The 20,888-nt window shown below is 71.1% G+C and carries 18 protein-coding genes; 10 read left to right on the top strand and 8 right to left on the bottom strand.

The features are described from left to right. The first annotated feature begins 111 nt into the window (after window positions 1-111). From IEZ01_RS07510 to ybaK, 4 genes are all read left to right on the top strand, one after another. Complete coding sequence (locus IEZ01_RS07510; RefSeq protein ID WP_019885496.1) at window positions 112-1,716, top strand: hypothetical protein; 1,605 nt, start codon at window positions 112-114, stop codon at window positions 1,714-1,716. A 174-nt stretch (window positions 1,717-1,890) separates the two neighbouring features. Continuing rightward, window positions 1,891-2,919 carry a hypothetical protein gene (locus IEZ01_RS07505; RefSeq protein ID WP_189200578.1) on the top strand — a complete coding sequence of 343 codons (1,029 nt, stop codon included), beginning with the start codon at window positions 1,891-1,893 and terminating at the stop codon, window positions 2,917-2,919. A 5-nt stretch (window positions 2,920-2,924) separates the two neighbouring features. Then, window positions 2,925-3,665 carry an LON peptidase substrate-binding domain-containing protein gene (locus IEZ01_RS07500; protein ID WP_189200576.1) on the top strand — a complete coding sequence of 247 codons (741 nt, stop codon included), beginning with the start codon at window positions 2,925-2,927 and terminating at the stop codon, window positions 3,663-3,665. A 21-nt stretch (window positions 3,666-3,686) separates the two neighbouring features. Continuing rightward, on the top strand, window positions 3,687-4,187 hold the full coding sequence (ybaK, locus tag IEZ01_RS07495) for a Cys-tRNA(Pro) deacylase (protein WP_189200574.1): 501 nt from the start codon (window positions 3,687-3,689) through the stop codon (window positions 4,185-4,187). A 205-nt stretch (window positions 4,188-4,392) separates the two neighbouring features. On the opposite strand, the gene IEZ01_RS07490 is transcribed toward ybaK, so the two are convergent. From IEZ01_RS07490 to IEZ01_RS07470, 5 genes are read right to left on the bottom strand one after another with little or no spacing between them, the layout of a single operon-like run. Continuing rightward, a complete protein-coding gene (locus IEZ01_RS07490; RefSeq protein WP_019885503.1) occupies window positions 4,393-5,010 on the bottom strand; it encodes a hypothetical protein in 618 nt (205 codons plus the stop codon). Between the two features lie 28 nt (window positions 5,011-5,038). Beyond that, on the bottom strand, window positions 5,039-5,872 hold the full coding sequence (locus IEZ01_RS07485) for an ABC transporter permease (protein WP_189200573.1): 834 nt from the start codon (window positions 5,870-5,872) through the stop codon (window positions 5,039-5,041). After that, window positions 5,869-6,021, bottom strand: a complete 153-nt coding sequence (locus IEZ01_RS07480; RefSeq protein WP_189200571.1) for a hypothetical protein — start codon at window positions 6,019-6,021, stop codon at window positions 5,869-5,871. The genes IEZ01_RS07485 and IEZ01_RS07480 overlap by 4 nt, the downstream gene beginning before the upstream one ends. Continuing rightward, complete coding sequence (locus IEZ01_RS07475) at window positions 6,018-6,989, bottom strand: ABC transporter ATP-binding protein (RefSeq protein ID WP_189200801.1); 972 nt, start codon at window positions 6,987-6,989, stop codon at window positions 6,018-6,020. Before IEZ01_RS07475 ends, IEZ01_RS07480 begins: the two co-directional genes overlap by 4 nt. A 37-nt stretch (window positions 6,990-7,026) precedes the next feature. Continuing rightward, the gene (locus IEZ01_RS07470) at window positions 7,027-8,316 is read right to left on the bottom strand and encodes an NYN domain-containing protein (protein WP_189200569.1); all 1,290 of its coding nucleotides are present in this window, start codon (window positions 8,314-8,316) and stop codon (window positions 7,027-7,029) included. Between the two features lie 233 nt (window positions 8,317-8,549). Between IEZ01_RS07470 and IEZ01_RS07465 the strand changes: the two genes are divergently transcribed. Beyond that, on the top strand, window positions 8,550-8,723 hold the full coding sequence (locus tag IEZ01_RS07465) for a hypothetical protein (RefSeq protein WP_019885510.1): 174 nt from the start codon (window positions 8,550-8,552) through the stop codon (window positions 8,721-8,723). A 100-nt stretch (window positions 8,724-8,823) separates the two neighbouring features. Here the strand turns inward: IEZ01_RS07465 and dnaE are convergent, their stop codons facing one another. After that, window positions 8,824-12,363: a DNA polymerase III subunit alpha gene (dnaE, locus tag IEZ01_RS07460; protein ID WP_019885511.1), complete on the bottom strand. Its 3,540-nt coding sequence runs from the start codon at window positions 12,361-12,363 to the stop codon at window positions 8,824-8,826. A gap of 165 nt (window positions 12,364-12,528) precedes the next feature. Here dnaE and IEZ01_RS07455 point away from each other — a divergent pair, with 165 nt between their 5' ends. From IEZ01_RS07455 to IEZ01_RS07435, 5 genes are all read left to right on the top strand, one after another. Next, window positions 12,529-13,854 (top strand): DUF2252 domain-containing protein, encoded by a 1,326-nt coding sequence (locus IEZ01_RS07455; RefSeq protein ID WP_019885512.1) that lies wholly within the window; start codon window positions 12,529-12,531, stop codon window positions 13,852-13,854. A 61-nt stretch (window positions 13,855-13,915) separates the two neighbouring features. Next, window positions 13,916-14,599: a hypothetical protein gene (locus IEZ01_RS07450; RefSeq protein ID WP_028797425.1), complete on the top strand. Its 684-nt coding sequence runs from the start codon at window positions 13,916-13,918 to the stop codon at window positions 14,597-14,599. A gap of 45 nt (window positions 14,600-14,644) precedes the next feature. Next, window positions 14,645-15,463: a DsbA family protein gene (locus IEZ01_RS07445; protein ID WP_019885514.1), complete on the top strand. Its 819-nt coding sequence runs from the start codon at window positions 14,645-14,647 to the stop codon at window positions 15,461-15,463. Between the two features lie 152 nt (window positions 15,464-15,615). After that, window positions 15,616-17,283, top strand: a complete 1,668-nt coding sequence (locus IEZ01_RS07440; protein ID WP_189200567.1) for an alkaline phosphatase D family protein — start codon at window positions 15,616-15,618, stop codon at window positions 17,281-17,283. Between the two features lie 341 nt (window positions 17,284-17,624). Next, on the top strand, window positions 17,625-18,605 hold the full coding sequence (locus IEZ01_RS07435) for a zinc metalloprotease (protein ID WP_189200565.1): 981 nt from the start codon (window positions 17,625-17,627) through the stop codon (window positions 18,603-18,605). A 27-nt stretch (window positions 18,606-18,632) separates the two neighbouring features. On the opposite strand, the gene IEZ01_RS07430 is transcribed toward IEZ01_RS07435, so the two are convergent. Both IEZ01_RS07430 and IEZ01_RS07425 read right to left on the bottom strand, forming a co-directional pair. Then, window positions 18,633-19,202 (bottom strand): dienelactone hydrolase family protein, encoded by a 570-nt coding sequence (locus IEZ01_RS07430; RefSeq protein WP_019885517.1) that lies wholly within the window; start codon window positions 19,200-19,202, stop codon window positions 18,633-18,635. A gap of 23 nt (window positions 19,203-19,225) precedes the next feature. After that, complete coding sequence (locus IEZ01_RS07425; protein ID WP_189200563.1) at window positions 19,226-20,812, bottom strand: Na+/H+ antiporter; 1,587 nt, start codon at window positions 20,810-20,812, stop codon at window positions 19,226-19,228. Window positions 20,813-20,888: the final 76 nt, after the last annotated feature.

Genomic DNA, 20,888 nt, shown 5'->3' with positions numbered 1-20,888 from the left:
GCTGATACACGCCACAAGACGTACTCGGTGTCACAGCTGACCGTTAGCGTTCAGGTCGTCACACAGCGGGAAGAACGGCTGTACGAAAACAGGGGAAGCGAGGGGGCGGCAGTGACCGAGCCGCACGACGACGGCATGCCGGGCGATCTGACCCGCGCGGAACAGACCATGTGGCAAGCCTTCCGGATCGGCGCGACCTGCAACATGAGCACGGGCAATCCGGTTCTGGACGATCCGTTCGCCGCGCGGCCGTGGCCTTCGGACCGCAGTGTGCGGGCCGATGTGATGGCGCTGCTGCTGCTCGACGGGCCGCCCCCGCGGGCCGGGCGGGTGTCGGCGCTGAAGCTGCGCGGGGTGCGGATCACCGGCACGCTCAATCTCGCCGGCGGCACGATAGCGCCGTACGTGGAGCTGAACAGCTGCCGGTTCGACAACGAGGTGGTGCTGCCCGAGTCGCACTTCACCACGTTGCGGATGGTCGCCTGCGCCCTGCCGCGGCTGGAGGCGGCGCGGCTGCACACCGAGGGCGATCTGCATCTGCCGCGCTGCCGGGTGGAGCGCGGGATCCGGCTGACGGACGCCCAGATCGGTACGGACCTGCTGATCAACCAGATCCACGTGCGGCCCGACCGGCGCGGCCGGGCGATCACCGCCGACGGCATGTCGGTGGCGCAGGACCTCCAGGCGGAGCTGATCGAGACCCATGGCGAGGTGAGTCTGCGGGGTGCGAAGGTCGGCGTGTCGCTGAGCCTGCGGGGCAGCCGGCTGCGCGGCGCCCAGGAGCGGCGGGCGCTGAACGCTCCCCAGCTGACGGTGGAGCGTTCGCTGTATCTGACCCACGCGTGGGTGGACGACGCGACGGGGAACGCCGGGACGACTCCCCCGTTCGGGATCTCCAGCACCGGCCCGGGGCGCGGGCAGCGGCGCCAGCCCTTCGAGTGCGTCGGCGGGATCCGGCTGGACGACGGGCGGTTCGGGGACGCGGTGGATCTGCACCACGCCCGGTTCGTGCTGTCGACCGCGCGCCGCGAGGAGCTGTCGCTGCGCCGGATCGTCACTCCGGAGCTGCGTTTCAACGGCGAGCGTCCGGAGGAGGGCCGGGTGGTCCTCAACGGCGCGAAGATCGTCACGCTGATCGACCTGGCGTCGAGCTGGCCGGGGCCCGGCGGTCTGAAGATGGGCGGTTTCGTCTACGAGAACCTCGTCCCCTACGGCCACTTCCCGCTTTCGCGCCGCCTGGAGTGGGTGGAGGCGGCGACTCCGGAGTACGCGCCGGAGCCGTACGAACGCCTGGCGACCGTGCTGCGCAACAGCGGCGAGGACGCCGACGCGCGCGAGGTGCTGCTCGCCAAGCAGCGGCGGCGGCGCGAGACGCTGCCGCTGGCGGGGAAGCTGTGGGGCTTTCTCCAGGACTGGACGGTGGCGTACGGCTACCGGCCGGGCCGGGCGGCGCTGTGGATGGCGGTGCTCTGGGCGGCCGGGGCGGTGGCGTTCGGGCAGTACGACCCCGTACCGATCAAGAAGGACGAGGCGCCGAAGTGGAGCCCGTCGCTGTACTCGCTGGATCTGCTGCTGCCGGTGATCAATCTGGGGCAGGACGGGTACTGGCGGCTGGAGGGCGGCTGGCAATGGGCCGCGGCGGTGCTGATCCTGCTGGGCTGGGTCCTGGCGACGACCGTGGCGGCGGGAGCGTCGAGGCTGCTGCGGCGCGGGTGACCTCCGGGCCGTACGGCCACTGAGGGACGGGCGGGGCGTGTGTGGCGAGGGGAACGATTGAGCCACCCCGCCCCCGCTTTCTTTGCGGTCTCTTGACTTACGTCAGGACAACCATTCCGCCGCCACCAACTCTTCACAGCCGCCCTCTGGCGCCGCTCCCACCTGCGGTTTTCAATGGTCCGCACCATGTCATTGCTGCGCGCACTGATCAGCACCGCACGCATGGTCCGGCACACACCGCTGCTCGCCGACGGGCTGGTGCCGGACAATGCCGTGCTGCTCGACGCGCCGGACGAGCGGCTCGGTCCGGCGCTGGTCGCCGCTGCCCTCGGCGACCACGAACCGGCCGCCAAGCTGCTCGCCACCACCCGGGGCGCCGCCGAGTGGGAGCACCGCGACCGCTACACCGTGCGGCTCGCCTCCTTCGCGCTGAGCCGGGACGAATGGCTCGCCGACTGGCTGGCTAGGGCGCCGCACGACCCGGACGCGCTGCTGGTCAGGGCCGAGCTGGCGGTCCGCAGGGCCTGGCAGTCCCCGGCCCGCGCGGAGCGGCTGCGGGAGACCGGGCCGCTGATCGCGGCGGCGGCGGAGGCCGCGCCCGACGATCCGGTGCCCTGGCGGATCGCCCTGGACCACGCCCGTGGCACCCGGGCTCCCCACACCGCCTTCGAGGCGCTGTGGGAGCAGGCCGTGCGCCGCTCCGCACGCCACTACGGCTGCCATGTCTCCGCTCTCACCTACCTCTCCGCGCACGGGTACGGCTCCCACCGCGAGTGCTTCGACTTCGCCGAACAGGCCGCCGAGGACGCGCCGATGGGCTCGACCGCGCAGGCGCTGCCGCTCACGGCCGCCTTCGCGTACCTGCTGAGCGGGGACACCTCCTGCGTCCGCCCGGAGCGGATCGACGAGGCCGCCGACCGGGCGATCGCGCTGTCCGCGGCCTGCCCGACCGCCGATCCCTGGCCGGCGGAGACAAGAAACCTGCTGGTCCACGTGTTGCTGGCGCGGGGGCGGTGGACCGAGGCGCTGGCGGAGTTCCGCCGGATCGGCCCGTACGCCACCTCCTTCCCGTGGGCGTCGGTGAGCGACGATCCGCTGGGCCGGTTCCTGGACGCGCGCGACGGCGTACGGCTCGAGGTGGCCGCGATGATCCCGTTGCGCGGACGGGCCGGACACCGCGCCTCGCGCGGCCATTACGCTTGACCGCTGTGACCACCGCTCGCCTGCCACTCTTCCCGCTCAACTCGGTGCTGTTCCCGGGCCTCGTGCTGCCCCTGAACGTCTTCGAGGAGCGTTATCGCGCCATGATGCGGGAGCTGCTCACGACGGACGAGTCCGAACCGCGCCGGTTCGCCGTCGTCGCCATCCGCGACGGCCGCGAGGTCGCGCCGACCGCGCCCGGGATGCCGGACCCGACCGCCGTGCTGGAGAAGGGGCCCGCGGCGGGCTTCGGCCCTGACCCGATCCAGGCGTTCCACCGGGTGGGCTGTGTGGCCGACGCGGCGAGCATCCGGGAGCGGGCCGACGGCAGCTTCGAGGTGATGGCGACCGGGACGCGGCGGGTGAAGCTGCTGTCGGTCGACGCGAAGGGCCCGTTCCTCACGGCCGAGCTGGAGTACGTGGACGAGCAGCCGGGCGAGGGTTCGGGCGCGCTCGCCGAAGGCGTGCTGCGGGCCTTCCGGGCGTACCAGAAGCGGCTGGCCGGGGCGCGGGAGCGGTCGCTGACCACCGGCGCGGAACTGCCGGACGACCCGACGGTGGTGTCGTACCTGGTGGCGGCCGCCGCCATCCTGGACACCCCGGCCAAGCAGCGGCTGCTCCAGGCGCCGGACACGGCGACCCGGCTGCGGGAGGAGCTCAAGCTGCTGCGGTCGGAGACGGCGGTGCTGCGCCACCTGCCGTCGCTTCCTGCAACGGATCTGACCCGGACGCCGACGAGCCCGAACTGACGCGAGGAAGCCGAGTACCGAGTGGCGAAGAAGCAGAAGAAGCAGCAGGCGGGCGGCACCCCGGCGACCGTGGCGCTGGCGGCGGCGGGGGTCGGCTTCACGGTCCACGCCTACGAGCACGACCCGGCGTCCCCGTCGTACGGCGAGGAGGCGGCCGAGGCGCTGGGTGTCTCCCCGGACCGGGTCTTCAAGACCCTGGTGGCGGACGTGGACGGCGAGCTGACCGTCGCGGTCGTCCCGGTCGCGGGCCAGCTGGACCTGAAGGCGCTGGCGTCGGCGGTGGGCGGCAAGCGGGCGGCGATGGCGGACCCGGCCGCCGCGGAGCGGACGACGGGCTACGTCCGGGGCGGCATCTCCCCGCTGGGGCAGCGCAAGCGGCTGCGTACGGTCCTGGACGCGTCGGCCTCGGGCCACGAGACGATCTGTGTCTCGGCGGGCCGCCGGGGCCTGGAGGTCGAGCTCACCCCGGCGGACCTGGCGGCCCTGACGTCGGCCGTTCTGGCCCCGATCGGGCGCGGGTAGCCGGACACCGGCCCGCGCGGGCCATCGACGGTTGCGGCTTTCTCGGCTACGCCTGAAGGACTGCCGTCGGCGTCAGGAGGCCGCGATGTCCAAGCGAACCCGGAAGCGGAAGTGGCGGGTGCGCAAGCACCGCGCGAACCACGGGCGCAGGCCGGCGTAAGGGGCGGGCGTCAGGGGTGGGACGCTTGCCGCGGCCGCGCTTGGGTCAGGCGTCGTGGGAGGCGTCCCAGTCCTCTTCCGGGTCCCGGGGGCCGAACAGCGCGGTCAGCGCCAGGTGGACGACCATCGCCGCGACCGGCCAGGCGAGGAGCGCGCCCCAGGTGTTGAGCTCCAGCGGGGCGTCGAAGACGACTCCCTTGCCGACCTCGCGGGCATGCGCGGCCACGTCGTGGGTGGGGCCGAGGAACGTGCCGGTGCCCCAGGCGAGCAGCGAACCGAGCACCCCGCCCAGCGCCAGCGCCACCACGAGGATCACACCGCCGCGGCGGTGCAGCAGGAACACGAGCGCCGCGGCGAGGGCGCCGAAGGCCAGCGCCAGCAGGACAAACGTTCCGTCGGCGCCGATCGCCGACTCCCCTTCGCTCTCCTTGAGGAAGACCGCCTTGCCGTCGGAGATGAGCGGCACCCGAGGCGCCAGCCACAGCCACAGCAGCCCCAGCAGCACACCGGCGACCAGGGAGGCACCCGCCACCACGGCGGAGTGCTTCAGCTCGGTCAGCAGATCCGGCCCGCCGTCCTCGCCTTCCGACGACGGGTCCGGCGACGGCCAGGGGTTGTGCGGGGGCGGCTGGTGAGGCGGCGTCAGAGGTGCGGTCACCTGCACATCGTGCCAAACGTGCCGGGCGGCCGCCTCATCGGACCGCGGCCCGCCGGTAGGCCCAGGTGGCGACGGCCAGCGAGACGACCCCGACAGCCGCGCAGACCGTGAGGTCCAGGGCCACCGCCGACCAGTCCGGGTGCGGGTCGAACGTACGGGCAAGCGCCTCCACGCCGTACGTCGAGGGCAGCAGCTCGCGGGCGTAGGCGATCGGTACGGGCAGCCTGTCCGGGGGCAGCACACCCAGCAGCAGCGCGGCGGACATGCCCAGCTGGCCGAGGAGGGTGGCCAGCTCGGGGCGGGGAGCCAGCAGGCCGAGCGCCGCGCCGAGCCCGGCGAGCGCGGCGCCGGAGAGCGGGACGACGGCGGCCAGGATCCACAGATGTGTCAGCGGCAGCTGGAAGAGCAGCGACCCGGCGACCGCGGTCACGACCGTGCCGGGCACGGTGAAGGAGGCGTACGCCCCGGCCGCGCCGAGCACGACGGCGGCGGGCGGCACGGGCAGGGTGGCGTAGTGGTCCAGGCCGCCGCCGGCCCGCAGCTGCCCGAAGTACTGGGCGAGCAGGTTGAGCGCGACGAAGGCCACGACGAGCACGGCGGACCCGGCGACGACGGCGCGGGCCTCGGAGCCGCCGTCGACGACCCCCCGCATCAGGACCATGATCCCGACGGACTGGAAGGTCGCCACGAACAGCAGCGGGATGCGGGAGACGCGGGCCCGTGACAGCTGTGCGCGGTACACGGCGTCGAGCGCGGGCAGCAGCCGCGCCCGCGGCGCGAGCGGAGCGACGCGGCCGCCCCGCTCCCCCCGTTCCCCGGCCGCCACCGGCACGCCGCGGGACCCCGCCTGCGCGGGCACGATGCTCACTGGGCACTGCTCCTGTTCACTACGGTCACGTCAGTCACGGCGGACGGGGCCGGCACGGCCGGCAGGTCGCCCGTGCCGAGCACGGGCGGCACGGCCGGCACGGCGCGGTGGGGCTGCGCGCCCGGACGGGCAGCCAGGGTGGTGTTCATGCCTTCAACAGTCCCTTCGTCGCGCCGCCGAGCGCCAGGTAGACGTCCTCCAGGCTCGGCGTCGCCAGGGTGAAGTCGTCCAGGGCCGCGAACGCGGCGCCGCCGGTCACCGCGGCGACGGCCGCTCGTGCCTCGTCGGGGGCGAGGCGCAGCACCCAGCGGCGGCCGGACTCCTGGGCGCTCGGGCGCAGGGCGGCGACCTCGGGGACGTCCAGGGGCGCCCGGTCGCGCCAGACCAGTTCGACGCGTACCTCTCCGGCGACGCGCTCCTTGAGTCCGGTGGGGGTGTCGCAGGCGATGACCCGGCCCTGTTCGAGGACGGCGACGCGGTCGAGGACGGTCTCGGCCTCGATGACGTTGTGGGTGACCAGCAGCACGGTCGTGCCGTGCTCGGCGCGGCGCCGGTCCACGGCCGCCCAGACCGACCGCCGGGCGACCGGGTCCATCCCGGTGGTGGGCTCGTCCAGGACGAGGACGGGGCGCTCGCCGACGAGGGTGGCGGCGAAGCAGGCGAGCCGCCGCTGGCCGCCGGAGAGCTTCTTCAGGGGCCGCCCGGCCAGGCCCGTGAGGCCCAGCTCCGCCAGCACGGCGTCCCGCTCGGCCCGCGCGGCCCGTATGGACAGTCCGCGCAGCCGGCCGGTGGTCTCGGCGGCGAGCGCGACCGTCAGTTCGTCGAGCGCGGTCGACTCCTGGCCGAGGTAGCCGATGAGGCGCGCGGCCCGCTCCGGGTGGCGTACGAGATCGTGGCCGAGCACGTCGACGGTGCCGGAGTCGGGGCGCATCAGGCCGGTGAGCTGGCGTACGAGGGTGGATTTTCCGGCGCCGTTGGGGCCGAGCAGGCCGAAGATCTCGCCGCCGTTGACCTGCAGGCTGATCCCGTCGGTGGCCCGCACCTCGGGGGTCGCGGGCGCCCCGCGCCTGCCGCGCGTGGCGGGGTACGTCTTGACCAGATCCCGCACCACACACACCGTACTCACGAGGGATGAGCCTACGGGGTCCCCTGGGCTACTCCCCCGCGGGGGCGTGTTCCGCGGCCGCCCGTACGTCGATCTCGCGCCAGAAGCCCGCCCGGATCGCGTACCGGTCGTGCTCGTCGATCTGGTCGTCCTTGTGCGCGAGCAGCCCGAACCGTGCCGCGTACCGCAGCAGTTCGCCGTCGATGCGGTGCGGGATCCGCGGGTACATCGTGGACAGCTTCTGTACGTGGGTCTGCTCGGGCAGCCGCTCCATCCAGCGGCGGGCGAAGACCTGGCCCACCTCGAAGGGGTCGCCGCCGACGGTGGTGATGTCCTCCTCGCGGTCGGCCCAGCGCTGCTCGGCGCTGGTGAGCTGGGCGAGGGTGGGCAGGGAGGCGGTCTCCGGGGGCTCGCCGAGCGAGCCGTTGCCGGGGCGCTCGATCCAGCCCTTGTCGGAGGACCAGCGCAGGGTGGCGCCGGTGGGCTGCGGGGTCTGGGGGGCGGGCGCGGTCGGGCCGCGCAGGCCGGCGAGGTCCTTGGGGGTGGGGACGCCCTTGGCGGGGGCGGCGGGCCCGGCGGCGGCCGAGCCGTTGACCGCGGTGGGAGGTTCGGGCGAGCCGTGGGAGTTCCCCGCGGCGGCCTGCGCGGCCTGGGCGGCCTGTGCGGCGGCCTCGGCGGCCCGCTCGGCGGAGGCGGCGAGCGCGGACTCGGGCAGCGGGGCGGAGAGGATCGCGGCGATCTCGGGGCGGGGAGCGGGGGCGGGGGCGCAGATGCCGGTGAGGTCCTTGGCGCGGACGGCGCGGGTGATCCATGCCCGGTCGAGGACGCGGCGTTCGTCGGCCTCGGCGACGAGGTCCTCGGACTGGTTGTAGTCGCCGTCGGCGGCCTGGACGGCCCAGAGGTGGACGGCCACCCCGTGTTCCTTGGCGGACATCAGGCCGGGCAGGAGATCGCCGTCGCCGGTAACCAGGACGACATCCGAGCAGGCGCGGTTTCTGGCCAGTTCGGTGAGTTCGGCGTGCATGGCCGCGTCGACGCCCTTCTGTGCCCAGCGGCCGTCGCTGCGGGTCAGCGCGCCCAGCCGGACGGTCACCCGGGGCATCACCCGCAGCCGGCGGTGTTCGGGCTGCGGCACCCGGTCGGGGGCGCCGTCGAACCAGTAGATACGGAGCAGGGGCTGTTCCGTGTCGGCTTCGGCGCGCTCGCGCAGTCCCTGGATCAGGGCGGTGTGGTCGACGGTGATGCGGGAGCGGGCCGGTTCCCCGGCGAGAAGGCTGGCGGCGGCGCCCAGCAGATAGCCGGCGTCCACCAGAACGACGCAGCGGTCCACGTGTTCCACCCTCTTTCGGGAACCTCGGGATCGGGAGTGCTTCGGGTTTCCTTCGAGTCTGCCCGACGGCTGGAGGGTTGACGGCCGGAACTCGATCATCGGCGTGGCGGATCGTACGCAAAACGGCGTGGGATGCCCAGAGGTCGCGCGGTCACGCCCGGTAATGATCCAAAATGCGTGGTTTCGGGGGGTGTGTGAGGCTGACAGCGGCCCTGGCCCCACATCCCCCAGGAGGCGACCCCATGGCCAAGAACAAGAAGCAGGACCGAAGTCAGCAGAAGGCGTCCCAGGCGGAGCGCGGCACCGAGCAGGCGCGGCAGTCCTCCATGGAGTCGCAGGCGCAGCAGCGCGCCCAGGCGGTGACGCCGGCGGACATCGCCCACAAGGGCCGTCAGAAGCGCTTCGGTCACAACTGATCCGTTGACCGAAAGGGGCGTGCCCGTGACGACGGGCACGGCCCTTCTTCATTTGGGGCTCGGAGGAGAACCGAGCCCCGCGGTCGGGGTGAGCCGGGTCTCAGCCGGCCAGGCAGGAGGGGCCGAGGAGGACCTTCAGGTCGCCGAAGAGGGCGGGGTCGGGCTGGACGCGGTGGCGGTCGAGGCGGAGCACCGTGGTGGACCGGGGGCCCTGGAGCTTGATCCGTACCTCGGTGTTGCCCTTGTGGTGGCTGAGGATCTCGCCGAGGCGGCTGACCATCGGCGGGGTGACCTTGACCGTGGGGATGGTGAGGACCACGGGCGCGTTGGTCCCGGCGGACGACAGGTCGGGGACCATCAGCTCCATGGCGACCAGCCGGGGCACGTCCTCGCGCTTGTCGAGCCGGCCCTTGACGAAGACGACCGTGTCCTCGACGAGCTGGGTGGAGACCAGCTGGTACGTGGCCGGGAAGAACATGCACTCGATGGAGCCGGCCAGGTCCTCGACGGTGGCGATGGCCCAGGCGTTGCCCTGCTTGGTCATCTTGCGCTGGAGCCCGGAGATGATGCCGCCGATGGTGACGACGGCGCCGTCGGCGTGCTCACCTCCGGTGAGCTGGGAGATGCCCGCGTCGGTCTTGTCGGACAGGACGTGTTCCAGGCCGAAGAGCGGGTGGTCGGAGACGTAGAGGCCGAGCATCTCGCGCTCCTGCGCGAGGAGGTAGGACTTCTCCCATTCGACGTCGGAGAACTCGACGTCGAGTCCGAAGCCGGGCTCGCTGCTCTCCTCGTCGCCCATGCCGCCGAAGAGGTCGAACTGCCCCTCGGCCTCCTTGCGCTTGACCGCCACCACGTTGTCGATCATCGGTTCGTGGTGGGCGACCAGGCCCTTGCGGGTGTGGCCCATCTCGTCGAAGGCGCCGGCCTTGATCAGCGACTCGACCGTGCGCTTGTTGCAGACGACCGCCTCGACCTTGTCGAGGAAGTCGGGGAAGGAGGCGTACTTCCCCTTGGCCTTGCGGCACTTGATGATCGACTCGACGACGTTCGTACCGACGTTGCGGACGGCGGTGAGGCCGAAGAGGATCACGTCGTCGCCCTGGGCGGCGAAGTTCGCCTCGGACTCGTTCACATTGGGCGGGAGCACCTTGATGCCCATGCGCCGGCACTCGTTGAGGTAGACGGCCGACTTGTCCTTGTCGTCCTTGACCGAGGTGAGCAGGGCCGCCATGTACTCGGCGGGGTGGTTCGCCTTGAGGTAGGCGGTCCAGTAGGAGACGAGTCCGTACGCGGCGGAGTGGGCCTTGTTGAAGGCGTAGCCGGCGAAGGGGACCAGCACGTCCCACAGGGCCTGGATCGCCTCGTCGCTGTAGCCGTTCTTGCGGGCACCGGCCTGGAAGATGGTGAAGTTCTTCGCCAGCTCCTCGGGCTTCTTCTTGCCCATCACGCGGCGCAGGATGTCGGCCTCGCCCAGGGAGTACCCGGCGATGATCTGGGCGGCCTTCTGCACCTGCTCCTGGTAGACGATCAGGCCGTAGGTGACCGCGAGCACCTCTTCGAGCGGCTTCTCCAGCTCGGGGTGGATCGGGGTGATCTCCTGCTGGCCGTTCTTGCGCAGGGCGTAGTTGGTGTGCGAGTTCATGCCCATCGGGCCCGGGCGGTAGAGCGCGGACACGGCGGAGATGTCTTCGAAGTTGTCCGGCTTCATCAGCCGCAGCAGGGACCGCATCGGGCCGCCGTCGAACTGGAAGACGCCGAGCGTGTCGCCGCGCTGGAGCAGTTCGAAGGTCGTGGGGTCGTCGAGCGGGAGGGCGAGGAGATCGATGTCGATCCCCTTGTTGGACTTCACCATCTTGACGGCGTCGTCCATGATCGTCAGGTTGCGCAGGCCGAGGAAGTCCATCTTCAGCAGGCCGAGCGACTCGCAGCTCGGGTAGTCCCACTGCGTGATGGTGACGCCGTCGGTGTGCCTGACCCAGACGGGGACGTGCTCGGTGATGGTCTCGCTGGACATGATCACGCCGGCGGCGTGCACGCCCATCTGCCGGACCAGGCCCTCGACGCCCTTGGCGGTGTCGATGACCTTCTTCACGTCCGGCTCGTTCTCGTACATCCCCCGGATCTCGCCCGCCTCGCTGTAGCGGGGGTGGGAGGGGTTGGTGATGCCGTCGAGGTCGATGCCCTTGCCGAGGACGTCGGCGGGCATGGCCTTGGTGAGCCGGTCGCCCATCGCGTACGGGTAGCCGAGGACGCGCGCGGAGTCCTTGATGGCGTTCTTCGCCTTGATCTTGCCGTACGTACCGATCATGGCGACCTTGTCGGCGCCGTACTTCTCGGTCACGTACCTGATCACCTCGACGCGCCGGCGCTCGTCGAAGTCGATGTCGACATCGGGCATGGAGACGCGCTCGGGGTTGAGGAACCGCTCGAAGATCAGGCCGTGCGGGATCGGGTCGAGGTCGGTGATGCCCATGGCGTACGCGACGATCGAGCCGGCCGCGGAGCCTCGGCCGGGGCCGACCGCGATGCCCTGCTTCTTGGCCCACATGATGAAGTCGGCGACGACGAGGAAGTAGCCGGGGAAGCCCATCGAGATGATCGTGTCCATCTCGTACTCCGCCTGCTTGAGGCGGTCCTCGGGGATGCCGTCGGGGAAGCGGCGGTGCATGCCCCGCATGGTCTCCTCGCGGAACCAGGTGACCTCGGTGTAGCCCTCGGGGATGTCGAACTTCGGCATGAGGTTCTTGGCCTCGAACATGCCGTCGGTGTTGACCTGCTCGGCGACCAGGAGGGTGTTGCGGCAGCCCTCCTGCCAGGCGTCCGACGAGTCGATGGCGTACATCTCGTCCGTGGACTTGAGGTAGTAGCCCGTGCCGTCGAACTTGAACCGGTCCGGGTCGGAGAGGTTCTTGCCGGTCTGGATGCACAGCAGGGCGTCGTGGGCGGTCGCCTCGTGCGCGTAGGTGTAGTGCGAGTCGTTGGTGACCAGCGGGGGGATGCCGAGCTTCTTGCCGATCTCCAGGAGGCCGTCGCGGACCCGGCGCTCGATCTCGATGCCGTGGTCCATCAGCTCCAGGAAGTACCGGTCCTTGCCGAAGATGTCCTGGTACTCGGAGGCGGACTTCAGGGCCTCGTCGAACTGGCCGAGGCGCAGCCGGGTCTGGAGCTCTCCCGAGGGGCAGCCGGTGGAGGCGATCAGGCCCTCCGACCACTGGGAGATGGTCTCCTTGTCCATCCGGGGCCACTTCTGGAGCCAGCCCTCGGCGTAGGCGTCGGAGGAGAGCCGGAAGAGGTTGTGCAGGCCGGTGACGTTCGCCGCCCAGATCGTCTTGTGGGTGTAACCACCCGAACCGGAGACGTCGTCCTTCTTCTGGTGCGGCTGGCCCCACTGGATCTTGCGCTTGTTCCGCCGGGACTCCGGGGCGACGTACGCCTCGATGCCGATGATCGGCGTCACACCGGCCTTCTTGGCCGAGTGGAAGAAGTCGTACGCCCCGTGCAGGTTGCCGTGGTCGGACATGGCGATATGGGTCATGCCCATCTCGTTGCACGCGTTGAACATGTCCTTGAGCCGCGCGGCACCGTCCAGCAGCGAGTACTGAGTGTGTACGTGAAGGTGCGTGAAGGGCGGCTTGGTCACGGCGGAAGGCCTCCGGAGAACGAGCGATGACAGTCTGGGGGGTCAGCGTGGAAGTCTACGTCTCCGCACTGACAGCCCGGGGGCACTCGGGAGTACGGTCGCCCGTTGAGAGACAGGAACACCTGTCCGTTTTGTCATGAACAGTTTGCACCAGGAGGTACCTCGATGTCGGTCCCGCAGCCCACCGCCGCCGAGCGCGGTGAGCAGATCCTCACCGTCTTCGGCACCGCCTTCGGCGAGCTCCTGGCCGCCGACCCGGCGGCCTTCCGGGTCAAGTTCCGGAAGATGGCCGCCTCCGCCTTCGCGTTCTACCGGGGCACGGCGTGCCTGTTCTACAAGGACCTGGAGCGCGAGGCCCATGGCGGACCGTACCTGGACGAGCGGACCGGCAGGGTGTGGATCCACGGCGACCTGCACGCCGAGAACTTCGGCACGTACATGGACGCCACGGGCCGGCTGATCTTCAACGTGAACGACTTCGACGAGGCGTACGTCGGCCCCTTCACCTGGGACGTGAAGCGGCTCGCGGCCTCGCTCGCGCTCATCGGCTACACCAAGGCGCTCAGCGACGAGCAGATCAGCCACCTGGTCCGGATCTACGCGGAGTCCTACCGGGAGCGGATCCACGCACTGGCCACCGGTGCGAAGGACGACGAGCTGCCGCCCTTCACCCTGGACACGGCCGAGGGGGCGCTGCTGGACGCGCTGCGCGACGCCCGCGCCATGACGCGCTTCGGGCTGCTGGACTCGATGACGGAGATCCGCGATTTCGAGCGGCGCTTCGCGCCGGGCGGCGGCTCGATCGAGCTGGACGCGGCGACGCGGTACAAGGTGCTCGCGGCCTTCGACGGCTACCTGGAGACGCTGCCGGAGTCCTCGCTCGCCCGCCCGGACTCCTACCGGGTGAAGGACGTGGTCGGCCGGCGCGGGATCGGCATCGGCTCGGCGGGCCTGCCCTCGTACAACATCCTCCTGGAGGGCAACAGCGACGCCCTGGAGAACGACGTCGTCATCTACATGAAGCAGGCGCAGACCCCGGCGGTCTCCCGGCATGTGAGGGACGCGGCCGTGCGGGAGTACTTCCAGCACGAGGGCCACCGCACGGTGATCTCGCAGCGGGCGCTGCAGGCGCACGCGGACCCGTGGCTGGGCTGGACGGAGCTGGATGGATCGGGCCAGCTGGTGGCGGAGGTGTCGCCGTACGCGGTGGACCTGGACTGGTCGGACATCGACGACCCGGCGGAGATCGCGCTCACGGTGGCGAACCTGGGCCGGGCGACGGCGACCATGCACGCGTCGGCGGACGACGAGAGCGGCCACTCGCTGGTGCCGTTCTCCACCGAGCGGGCCATCGACGCGGCGATCGCCGCGGACGAGGAGGGTTTCGCCGGGCTGCTGGTCGACTTCGCGCACAGTTACGGCGCACGCGCGCGTGCCGACCACCAGATCTTCGTGGACCTCTTCCGCAACGGCCGGATTCCGGGCCTGTAGCCGCCGCGGGGGCGCTTCTTCACACGCACCTCACAGGCAGGCATGGCACACTCGGCTCGCGATGGACATATCAGGGACGCGGCTCAGGGGGCTGCGGGCGGCACTCTTCACGGCACTGGTCGTGACGCTGTCCGTGGCCTCGCATGTGCTGCTCTCCGGCGTCCCGCTGCCGCTGCTGACCGTGGCGCTGGTCGCGGCCGGGGTCTTCGCGGTGGCGTACGCCCTGGCCGGCCGGGAGCGCGGCTTCTGGCCCATCGCCGGGCTGCTCGTCCCGCTGGAGCTGGCCGCCGACACCGTCTTCACCACCGGCCAGCACGTCTGTTACGGGGCCGCCGGCGGCCCGGTGGCGGGCTCGCTGCGCTCGGTCGGGGTGGACGTGCTGTGCGGGGGCGGCGTCGGCTCCCCGCTGCCCGGGGTGGCCGCCACCGACAGCGGTGTTGCCGCCCTGCTGAACTCGCCCGACCCGTCCCTGCCGTGGCTGCTGCTCGCCGCGCACACCTCGGTCGGGCTCCTTGCCGCGGCCTGGCTGCGCCGCGGTGAGGCGGCGCTGGCCGCCCTGCTGGACGCCGTCGCGGCGTTCGCCTTCCGGCCGCTGCTGACCATGGCCGCCCTGCGCGGCGCCCCCCGCCCGGCCGCGCGCCGCGGCCGGTGGCTGCCCGCCCCGGCGCGCCGCTCCCCCGCCCGTCTCCTCGTGCACTCCGTCGCGCGACGGGGGCCGCCGTGCCCGGGTCTCCTCCCCGCCTGAGCACAGCAGTCCCTTTTTCCTCATCACGTCACGGAGATCACGATCATGAGTGCACGCAACAGCCACGCCAACAAGGCCGCCGCCCGCGAGCGGCTGCGCGCCGAGCGCGAGCGTCAGGCCAAGAAGGACAAGGCCCGCCGTCAGGTCGTCGTCGGCCTGTCGGTCGTCGCCGCCCTCGCCGTCGTCGGCGGCGCCGGCTACCTGGTCATGCAGGCCAACAAGCCCGACCAGTGGGAGGCCGCCGCGAAGGCGAGCGTGACCGCGCCCAAGAACACCGAGGGCACCAACGGCACCACCGTCGTCATCGGCAAGCCGACCGCCAAGAAGACCCTGGAGCTGTACGAGGACGCCCGCTGCCCGATCTGCGCCAGCTTCGAGCAGGAGGTCGGCGAGACGCTCAAGAAGGACGTGGCCGCGGGCAAGTACAAGCTGAAGTTTGTCGGCGCCACCTTCCTCGACGGCCCGAACAGCGCGGCCGGCGAGGGCTCGAAGAACGCGCTGTCCGCGCTGGGCGCGGCGCTCGACGTGAGCCCCGAGGCCTTCCTGGAGTACAAGGGCGCGCTCTACTCGGCGAAGTTCCATCCGGCCGAGAGCGAGGACAAGTTCGGCAAGGACTCCTACCTCCTGGAGGTCGCCGAGACCGTGCCCGCGCTGAAGAACAACGCCCAGTTCAAGAAGAACGTCGAGGACGGCACCTTCGACGCCTGGGCGATGAAGATGTCGGACGCCTTCCAGGAGAGCGGTGTGAAGGGCACGCCGGCGCTGAGGATGGACGGCAAGGCGCTGACCGCGCCGGGCAGCGACAACCCGCCCCTGACGGTGGAGCAGTTCACCGCGGCCCTGACCCCCGCGCTGAAGGGCTGACCTCCGCGCTGAAGGCATGTGTTTCCGCCGCCCCGTCAAGGGGCGGCGGGGGCACGGGAATCCGACTCCCGGCCGAGCAACTCACCACGGGCAGACGAACATTCGTGCATACGTCTGCCCGTTCGTCGTACCGGTAAGTAATATGACTGGCCGTGACCAGTCGACACATACCGTCTGCCTCCGACGACATCGCCGGCAGACCCAGCCGCCGTACCGTCGTCAAGGCCGCGGCCGCCACCGCGGTCGCCGCCCCGGCCCTTGTGGCCACGGCCTCCCCCGCCGCCGCGTCCACCGCGGCGCCCGTCTTCCACCACGGCGTCGCCTCCGGCGACCCGCTCCCCGACGGCGTCCTGCTCTGGACGCGCGTCACCCCCGCCCCGGAGGCCGTGCCCGGCTCCGGGAAGGGCCCCGACACCGAGGTGACCTGGGAAGTCGCCGAGGACAAGGGGTTCACCCGGATCGCCGCCCGCGGCACGGCCCTCGCCACGGCCGCCTCCGACCACACGGTCAAGGCCGATGTAAGGGGCCTGCGCCAGGCGACCGGCTATTACTTCCGCTTCTCGGCCGGCGGCGCCTCCTCTCCGGTGGGCCGCACCCGTACGACCCCGGCGGCCGACGCGTCGTCGCCCGGGGTCCGCTTCGGCGTGGTCTCCTGCTCCAACTGGGAGTCGGGCTACTTCTCCGCGTACCGCCATCTCGCGGCCCGGGCCGACCTGGACGCGGTGCTGCACCTCGGCGACTACATCTACGAGTACGGCTCGGGGACGTACCCGAAGGACAAGTACGTCGTACGGCGCCACGAGCCGCGGCACGAGATCGTCACGCTCGCCGACTACCGGACCCGGCACGCCCACTACAAGACCGACCCCGACCTCCAGGCGCTGCACGCCGCGCATCCGGTCGTGGCGATCTGGGACGACCACGAGATAGCCAACGACGCCTGGGCGGGCGGCGCGGAGAACCACACGCCGGGCGCCGAGGGCGACTTCGCGGCCCGCGCGGCCGCCGCCAAGCAGGCTTATTTCGAGTGGATGCCGGTGCGCACCTCGACGGAGGGCACGGTCTACCGCCGGCTGCGCTTCGGCAAGCTGGCCGATCTGCACCTGCTCGACCTGCGCTCGTTCCGCTCGCAGCAGGCCTCGATCGGCAGCGGGAAGGTGGACGACCCGGAGCGTACGCTCACCGGCCGGGCGCAGCTGGACTGGCTGAAGGCCGGTCTCGCGGGGTCCGACGCGACCTGGAAGCTGGTCGGCACGTCGGTGATGATCTCGCCGGTCGCCTTCGGCTCCGTACCGGCCCATCTGCTGGGGCCCCTCGCGGAGTTGATGGGTCTGCCAAAGGAGGGTCTCGCGATCAACGTGGACCAGTGGGACGGCTACACCGACGACCGCAGGGAGCTGCTGGGCCATCTGACCGCGAGCGGTGTCCGCAACACGGTCTTCCTCACCGGTGACATCCACATGGCGTGGGCCAACGACGTGCCGGTGAAGGCCGCCACGTATCCGCTGTCGCAGTCGGCGGCGACCGAGTTCGTGGTGACGTCGGTGAGCTCGGACAACATCGACGACCTGCTGCACGTCGCCCCGGGCACGCTCTCGGTGGTCGCGGCCACGGCGCTCAAGGCCGCCAACCGCCATGTGAAGTGGGTCGACATGGACCGCCACGGCTACGGCGTCCTCGACGTCACCGCGGAGCGTTCGCAGATGGACTACTACACGGTGTCGGACAAGGCGGAGCAGGGCGCGACGGCGGCCTGGGCGCGCTCGTACCGGACGCTCAGCGGAACGCAGAAGGTCGAGCGGGTGTACCAGCCGGTGTAACTGGCGGCGCCGTAGGGGCGATTTTCAGCCACTCGGCCACCCCTTTCCGCGCTGTTAACAGAAGATCACAGCACCACTGCGGGTGGTGTGTTCGGGCGATCGAATCCGGACACACCACCCGCCCCTGTAGCCGAATCCGTTACGTGCAGATCTCAAACTCCGGAATCGGCCGGAAAATTTTCTCCCCGTTGCCCATGTTTACCCCAAGATTGATTGGGCTTGATCGATTCTCTTCGACATCTGTCATGGACCCGTAATCTCCCCGCGGTGGCGAGGAAATCCCTCACCCCAACCCCCCGCGAGGAGTCACCATGGGCGTTCTTGCCCGTATATCGCCGCGTATGACACGCCGCATACTCGGCACTGCCGTACTGGCCGGATCTCTGGCCCTGGCCCCGCTCTCCGCCCCCACCGGAGTCGCGGCCGCCTCGGCCCCCGCCACCGCCGCCGCCAAGGGCGCCTCGGCCGAGGAGTGTGACGACCACTCGGCGACCAGCGCCACCGCCCGTGAAGGCCGCCCCTCGGGCAACACCCACGCCCATGAGCCCAACGAAGTCACCGCGGCCCAGGCCAAGGCCATGGACGCCGACCTGAAGAAGAGACTCGACGCCGCCCGGGCGAGCGGCCGCTCGACCCGCGCGACCGCCGTCGTCACCATCCCGGTCTACTTCCACGTCATCCACGACGGCGCGACCGGCAAGCTCACCGCCACCGACCTCAGCAGGCAGCTCGCGGTGCTGAACGCGGCCTACGGCGGCCAGGGCACCGGCAATGCGAACACCAACTTCCAGTTCTCACTGGCCGGTACGGACTACACGAACAACGCGTCCTGGTACAACCTGGCCTCCGGCTCCACCGCCGAGAAGCAGATGAAGCAGACCCTGCGCAAGGGCGGCGCGGGCGCGCTCAACTTCTACACCGCCAAGCTCAGCGGCGGACTGCTCGGCTGGGCGACCTTCCCGACCTCGTACGCCTCCAACCCGTCCATGGACGGCGTCGTCGTCCTCGACTCCTCGCTGCCCGGCGGCTCCGCGGCCAACTACAACGAGGGCGACACCGCCACCCACGAGGTCGGCCACTGGATGGGCCTGTACCACACGTTCCAGGGCGGCTGCAACGGAAACGGTGACTACGTCTCCGACACCCCGGCCGAGAAGAGCCCGGCGTACGAGTGCCCGACCGGCCGCGACAGCTGCGCGTCCAAGACGGGTGCCGACCCGATCCACAACTTCATGGACTACACGTACGACGCCTGCATGTACCAGTTCACCTCGGGCCAGGTGACCCGCATGCAGAACCACTGGACCGCATACCGCGCCTGATCCGGTGTCAGGGCCTTCCTGGTGTGGCTACAGGCTCTCCAGGAAGGCCAGCGTGATCCGCCAGGTCTGCTCGGCCGCGGCCTTGTCGTAGTCGGGCAGATCCGGATCGGTGTAGAGGTGCCCGGCACCGGGATAGCGGTACACCTCGGTGTCCGCGCCGGCCCTCCCCATCCGCAGGTACCAGGCCGTGAGCCAGTCGTGCGACTCGAACGGATCGGGGTCGGCGACATGCAGCTGCACCGGAAGCTCGTCGGCCGAGGCGTTCTCCGCGATGTCGGACGTGCCGTGCAGCAGCACCAGACCGCGCGCCTTCTCGTCACCCAGCGCCAGCGTCTGCGCGATCGAGGCGCCCAGCGAGAAGCCCATGTACACCAACCCGCGCTCGGAGTACGGCGCGGCGGCCAGGATCGCCCGCTTCAGCAGCTCCTCCTTGCCGATCCGCTCCTTGAGCGCCAGGGCCTCCTCCATCGTCGAGGCGGTGGCACCGTCGTAGAGATCGGGCGTGTGCACCTGGTGTCCGGCCTCACGCAGCCGGTCGGCCGCGTCCCGTACGGCCGGACGCGGGCCGTAGACGGAGTGGAAGAGCATGATGTCCATACGGACCATCCTCCCACCCGAGGTCAGCGCATGCTGCGGACGTCCAGGTGCCGCAGCACCCGGTCCACGACCTCCGGATCGGCGCCGTGCTCGCTGCGCGCCGACAGCACCTCGTGCCGGGCGGCCGACATCATCTCCCGCTGGATCCGCTGCACCACCTTGTACCGTTCGGCCCGCTGGGCGAAGGCCGCCCGCCGCTCGTCGTCGAGCATGTCCGGACTGATCCTGGCGCCGATGTCGAACGCGCCCCGCTGGAGCCGCTCCTGGACCTCCTCCGGCAGCTCCTCGGTCTCCTCGATCTCCTTGAGACGCCGCTTGGCCGCCTTCGCGGCGCGGATCGCGAGGGTACGTTCCAGCTCCCGCTCGGCGCCCGCGTCGGCCCGTACGCCCAGCCTGCGCACCAGCCACGGCAGCGTGAGGCCCTGGGCGACCAGCGTCCCCATGATCACGCAGAAGGCGATGAAGACGATCTCCTCACGGGCGGGGAAGGGCTGTCCGGCGTCGTTGCGCAGCGGAATGGCGAGCACCAGCGCCACGGACGCCACCCCGCGCATGCCCGACCACCACATGACGACGGTCTCCCGCCAGCCGACCGGGATCTCCTCGTCGTAGTCGCGGCGGGTGTGCAGCCGCTTGGCCAGCCAGGTCGCGGGCAGCAGCCACAGGAGCCGTACGCCGACCACGACGCCGAGGATCGCGCCGCCCCAGCCGAGCATTTCGGCCATCCGCCCGTCGGCCGTGCCGAAGACGTTGTGGAGTTCGAGACCGATGAGGCCGAAGGCGATGCCGGTGACGAGGGTGTCGACGATCTGCCAGAAGGTCTGTCCAGCCAGCCGGCCCATCACGTCGTCGGCGTCGACGGCATGTTCGGCGAGGTAGAGGGCGACGACGAGGACGGCGAGCACTCCGGAGCCGCGCAGCTCCTCGGAAAGGACGTAGGCGACGAAGGGGACGAGGAGGGTGAGCCCGGTCTGCAGGGTGGCCTCGCCGAGAACACCCATGAGTCTGTTGCTCAGCCAGCCCAGGAGGAGCCCGACGACGACCGCGACGACCGCCGAGAGGACCAGTTCCAGGGCGGCGGCTCCCCAGGAGAAGGCCGAGCCGACGGCCGCGCCGATCGCCACGTGGTAGAGCACGATCGCGGTGACGTCGTTGAACAGCCCCTCGCCCTCCAGGATCGACACCAGGCGCCTGGGCAGGCCCAGCGATCCGGCGACGGCGGTCGCGGCGACCGGGTCCGGGGGCGCGACCAGCGCGCCGAGGGCGAGCGCGGCGGCGAGGGGCAGGCCGGGGACGAGCGCGTTCGCCACCGCGGCGACGGCGGCGGTCGTCACGAACACCAGGGCGACCGCGAGCAGGAAGATCGGCCGGCGGTTGGCCGCGAACTGCCGCCAGGAGGTGCGCTGCACGGCGGCGTAGAGCAGCGGCGGCAGCACCAGCGGGAGGATGTACTCGGGCGGGAACTCGATGTTCGGTACAAACGGCAGGAAGGCGAGGACCGCCCCGGCGACCGTCATCAGCACCGGGGCGGGGAGCCCCAGCCGCTCCCCGAGCGGCACGGTGAGCAGGGCGCCGAGCAACAGCAGGAACAGCAGGGCCAGTTGGTCCACGGTGCGCCCTCCGGCCGGTCGGCACGGTTGATGGTCGGGCTTCAACCCTGCCACGCCGACCGGACGAACCGGGATG

The sequence above is a fragment of the Streptomyces purpureus genome (genome assembly GCF_014648195.1).
Taxonomy (GTDB): Bacteria; Actinomycetota; Actinomycetes; order Streptomycetales; family Streptomycetaceae; genus Streptomyces; species Streptomyces purpureus.
The sequence above is the reverse complement of the archived record's forward strand: the minus strand, read 5'-3'. Positions and strand labels throughout refer to the sequence as shown.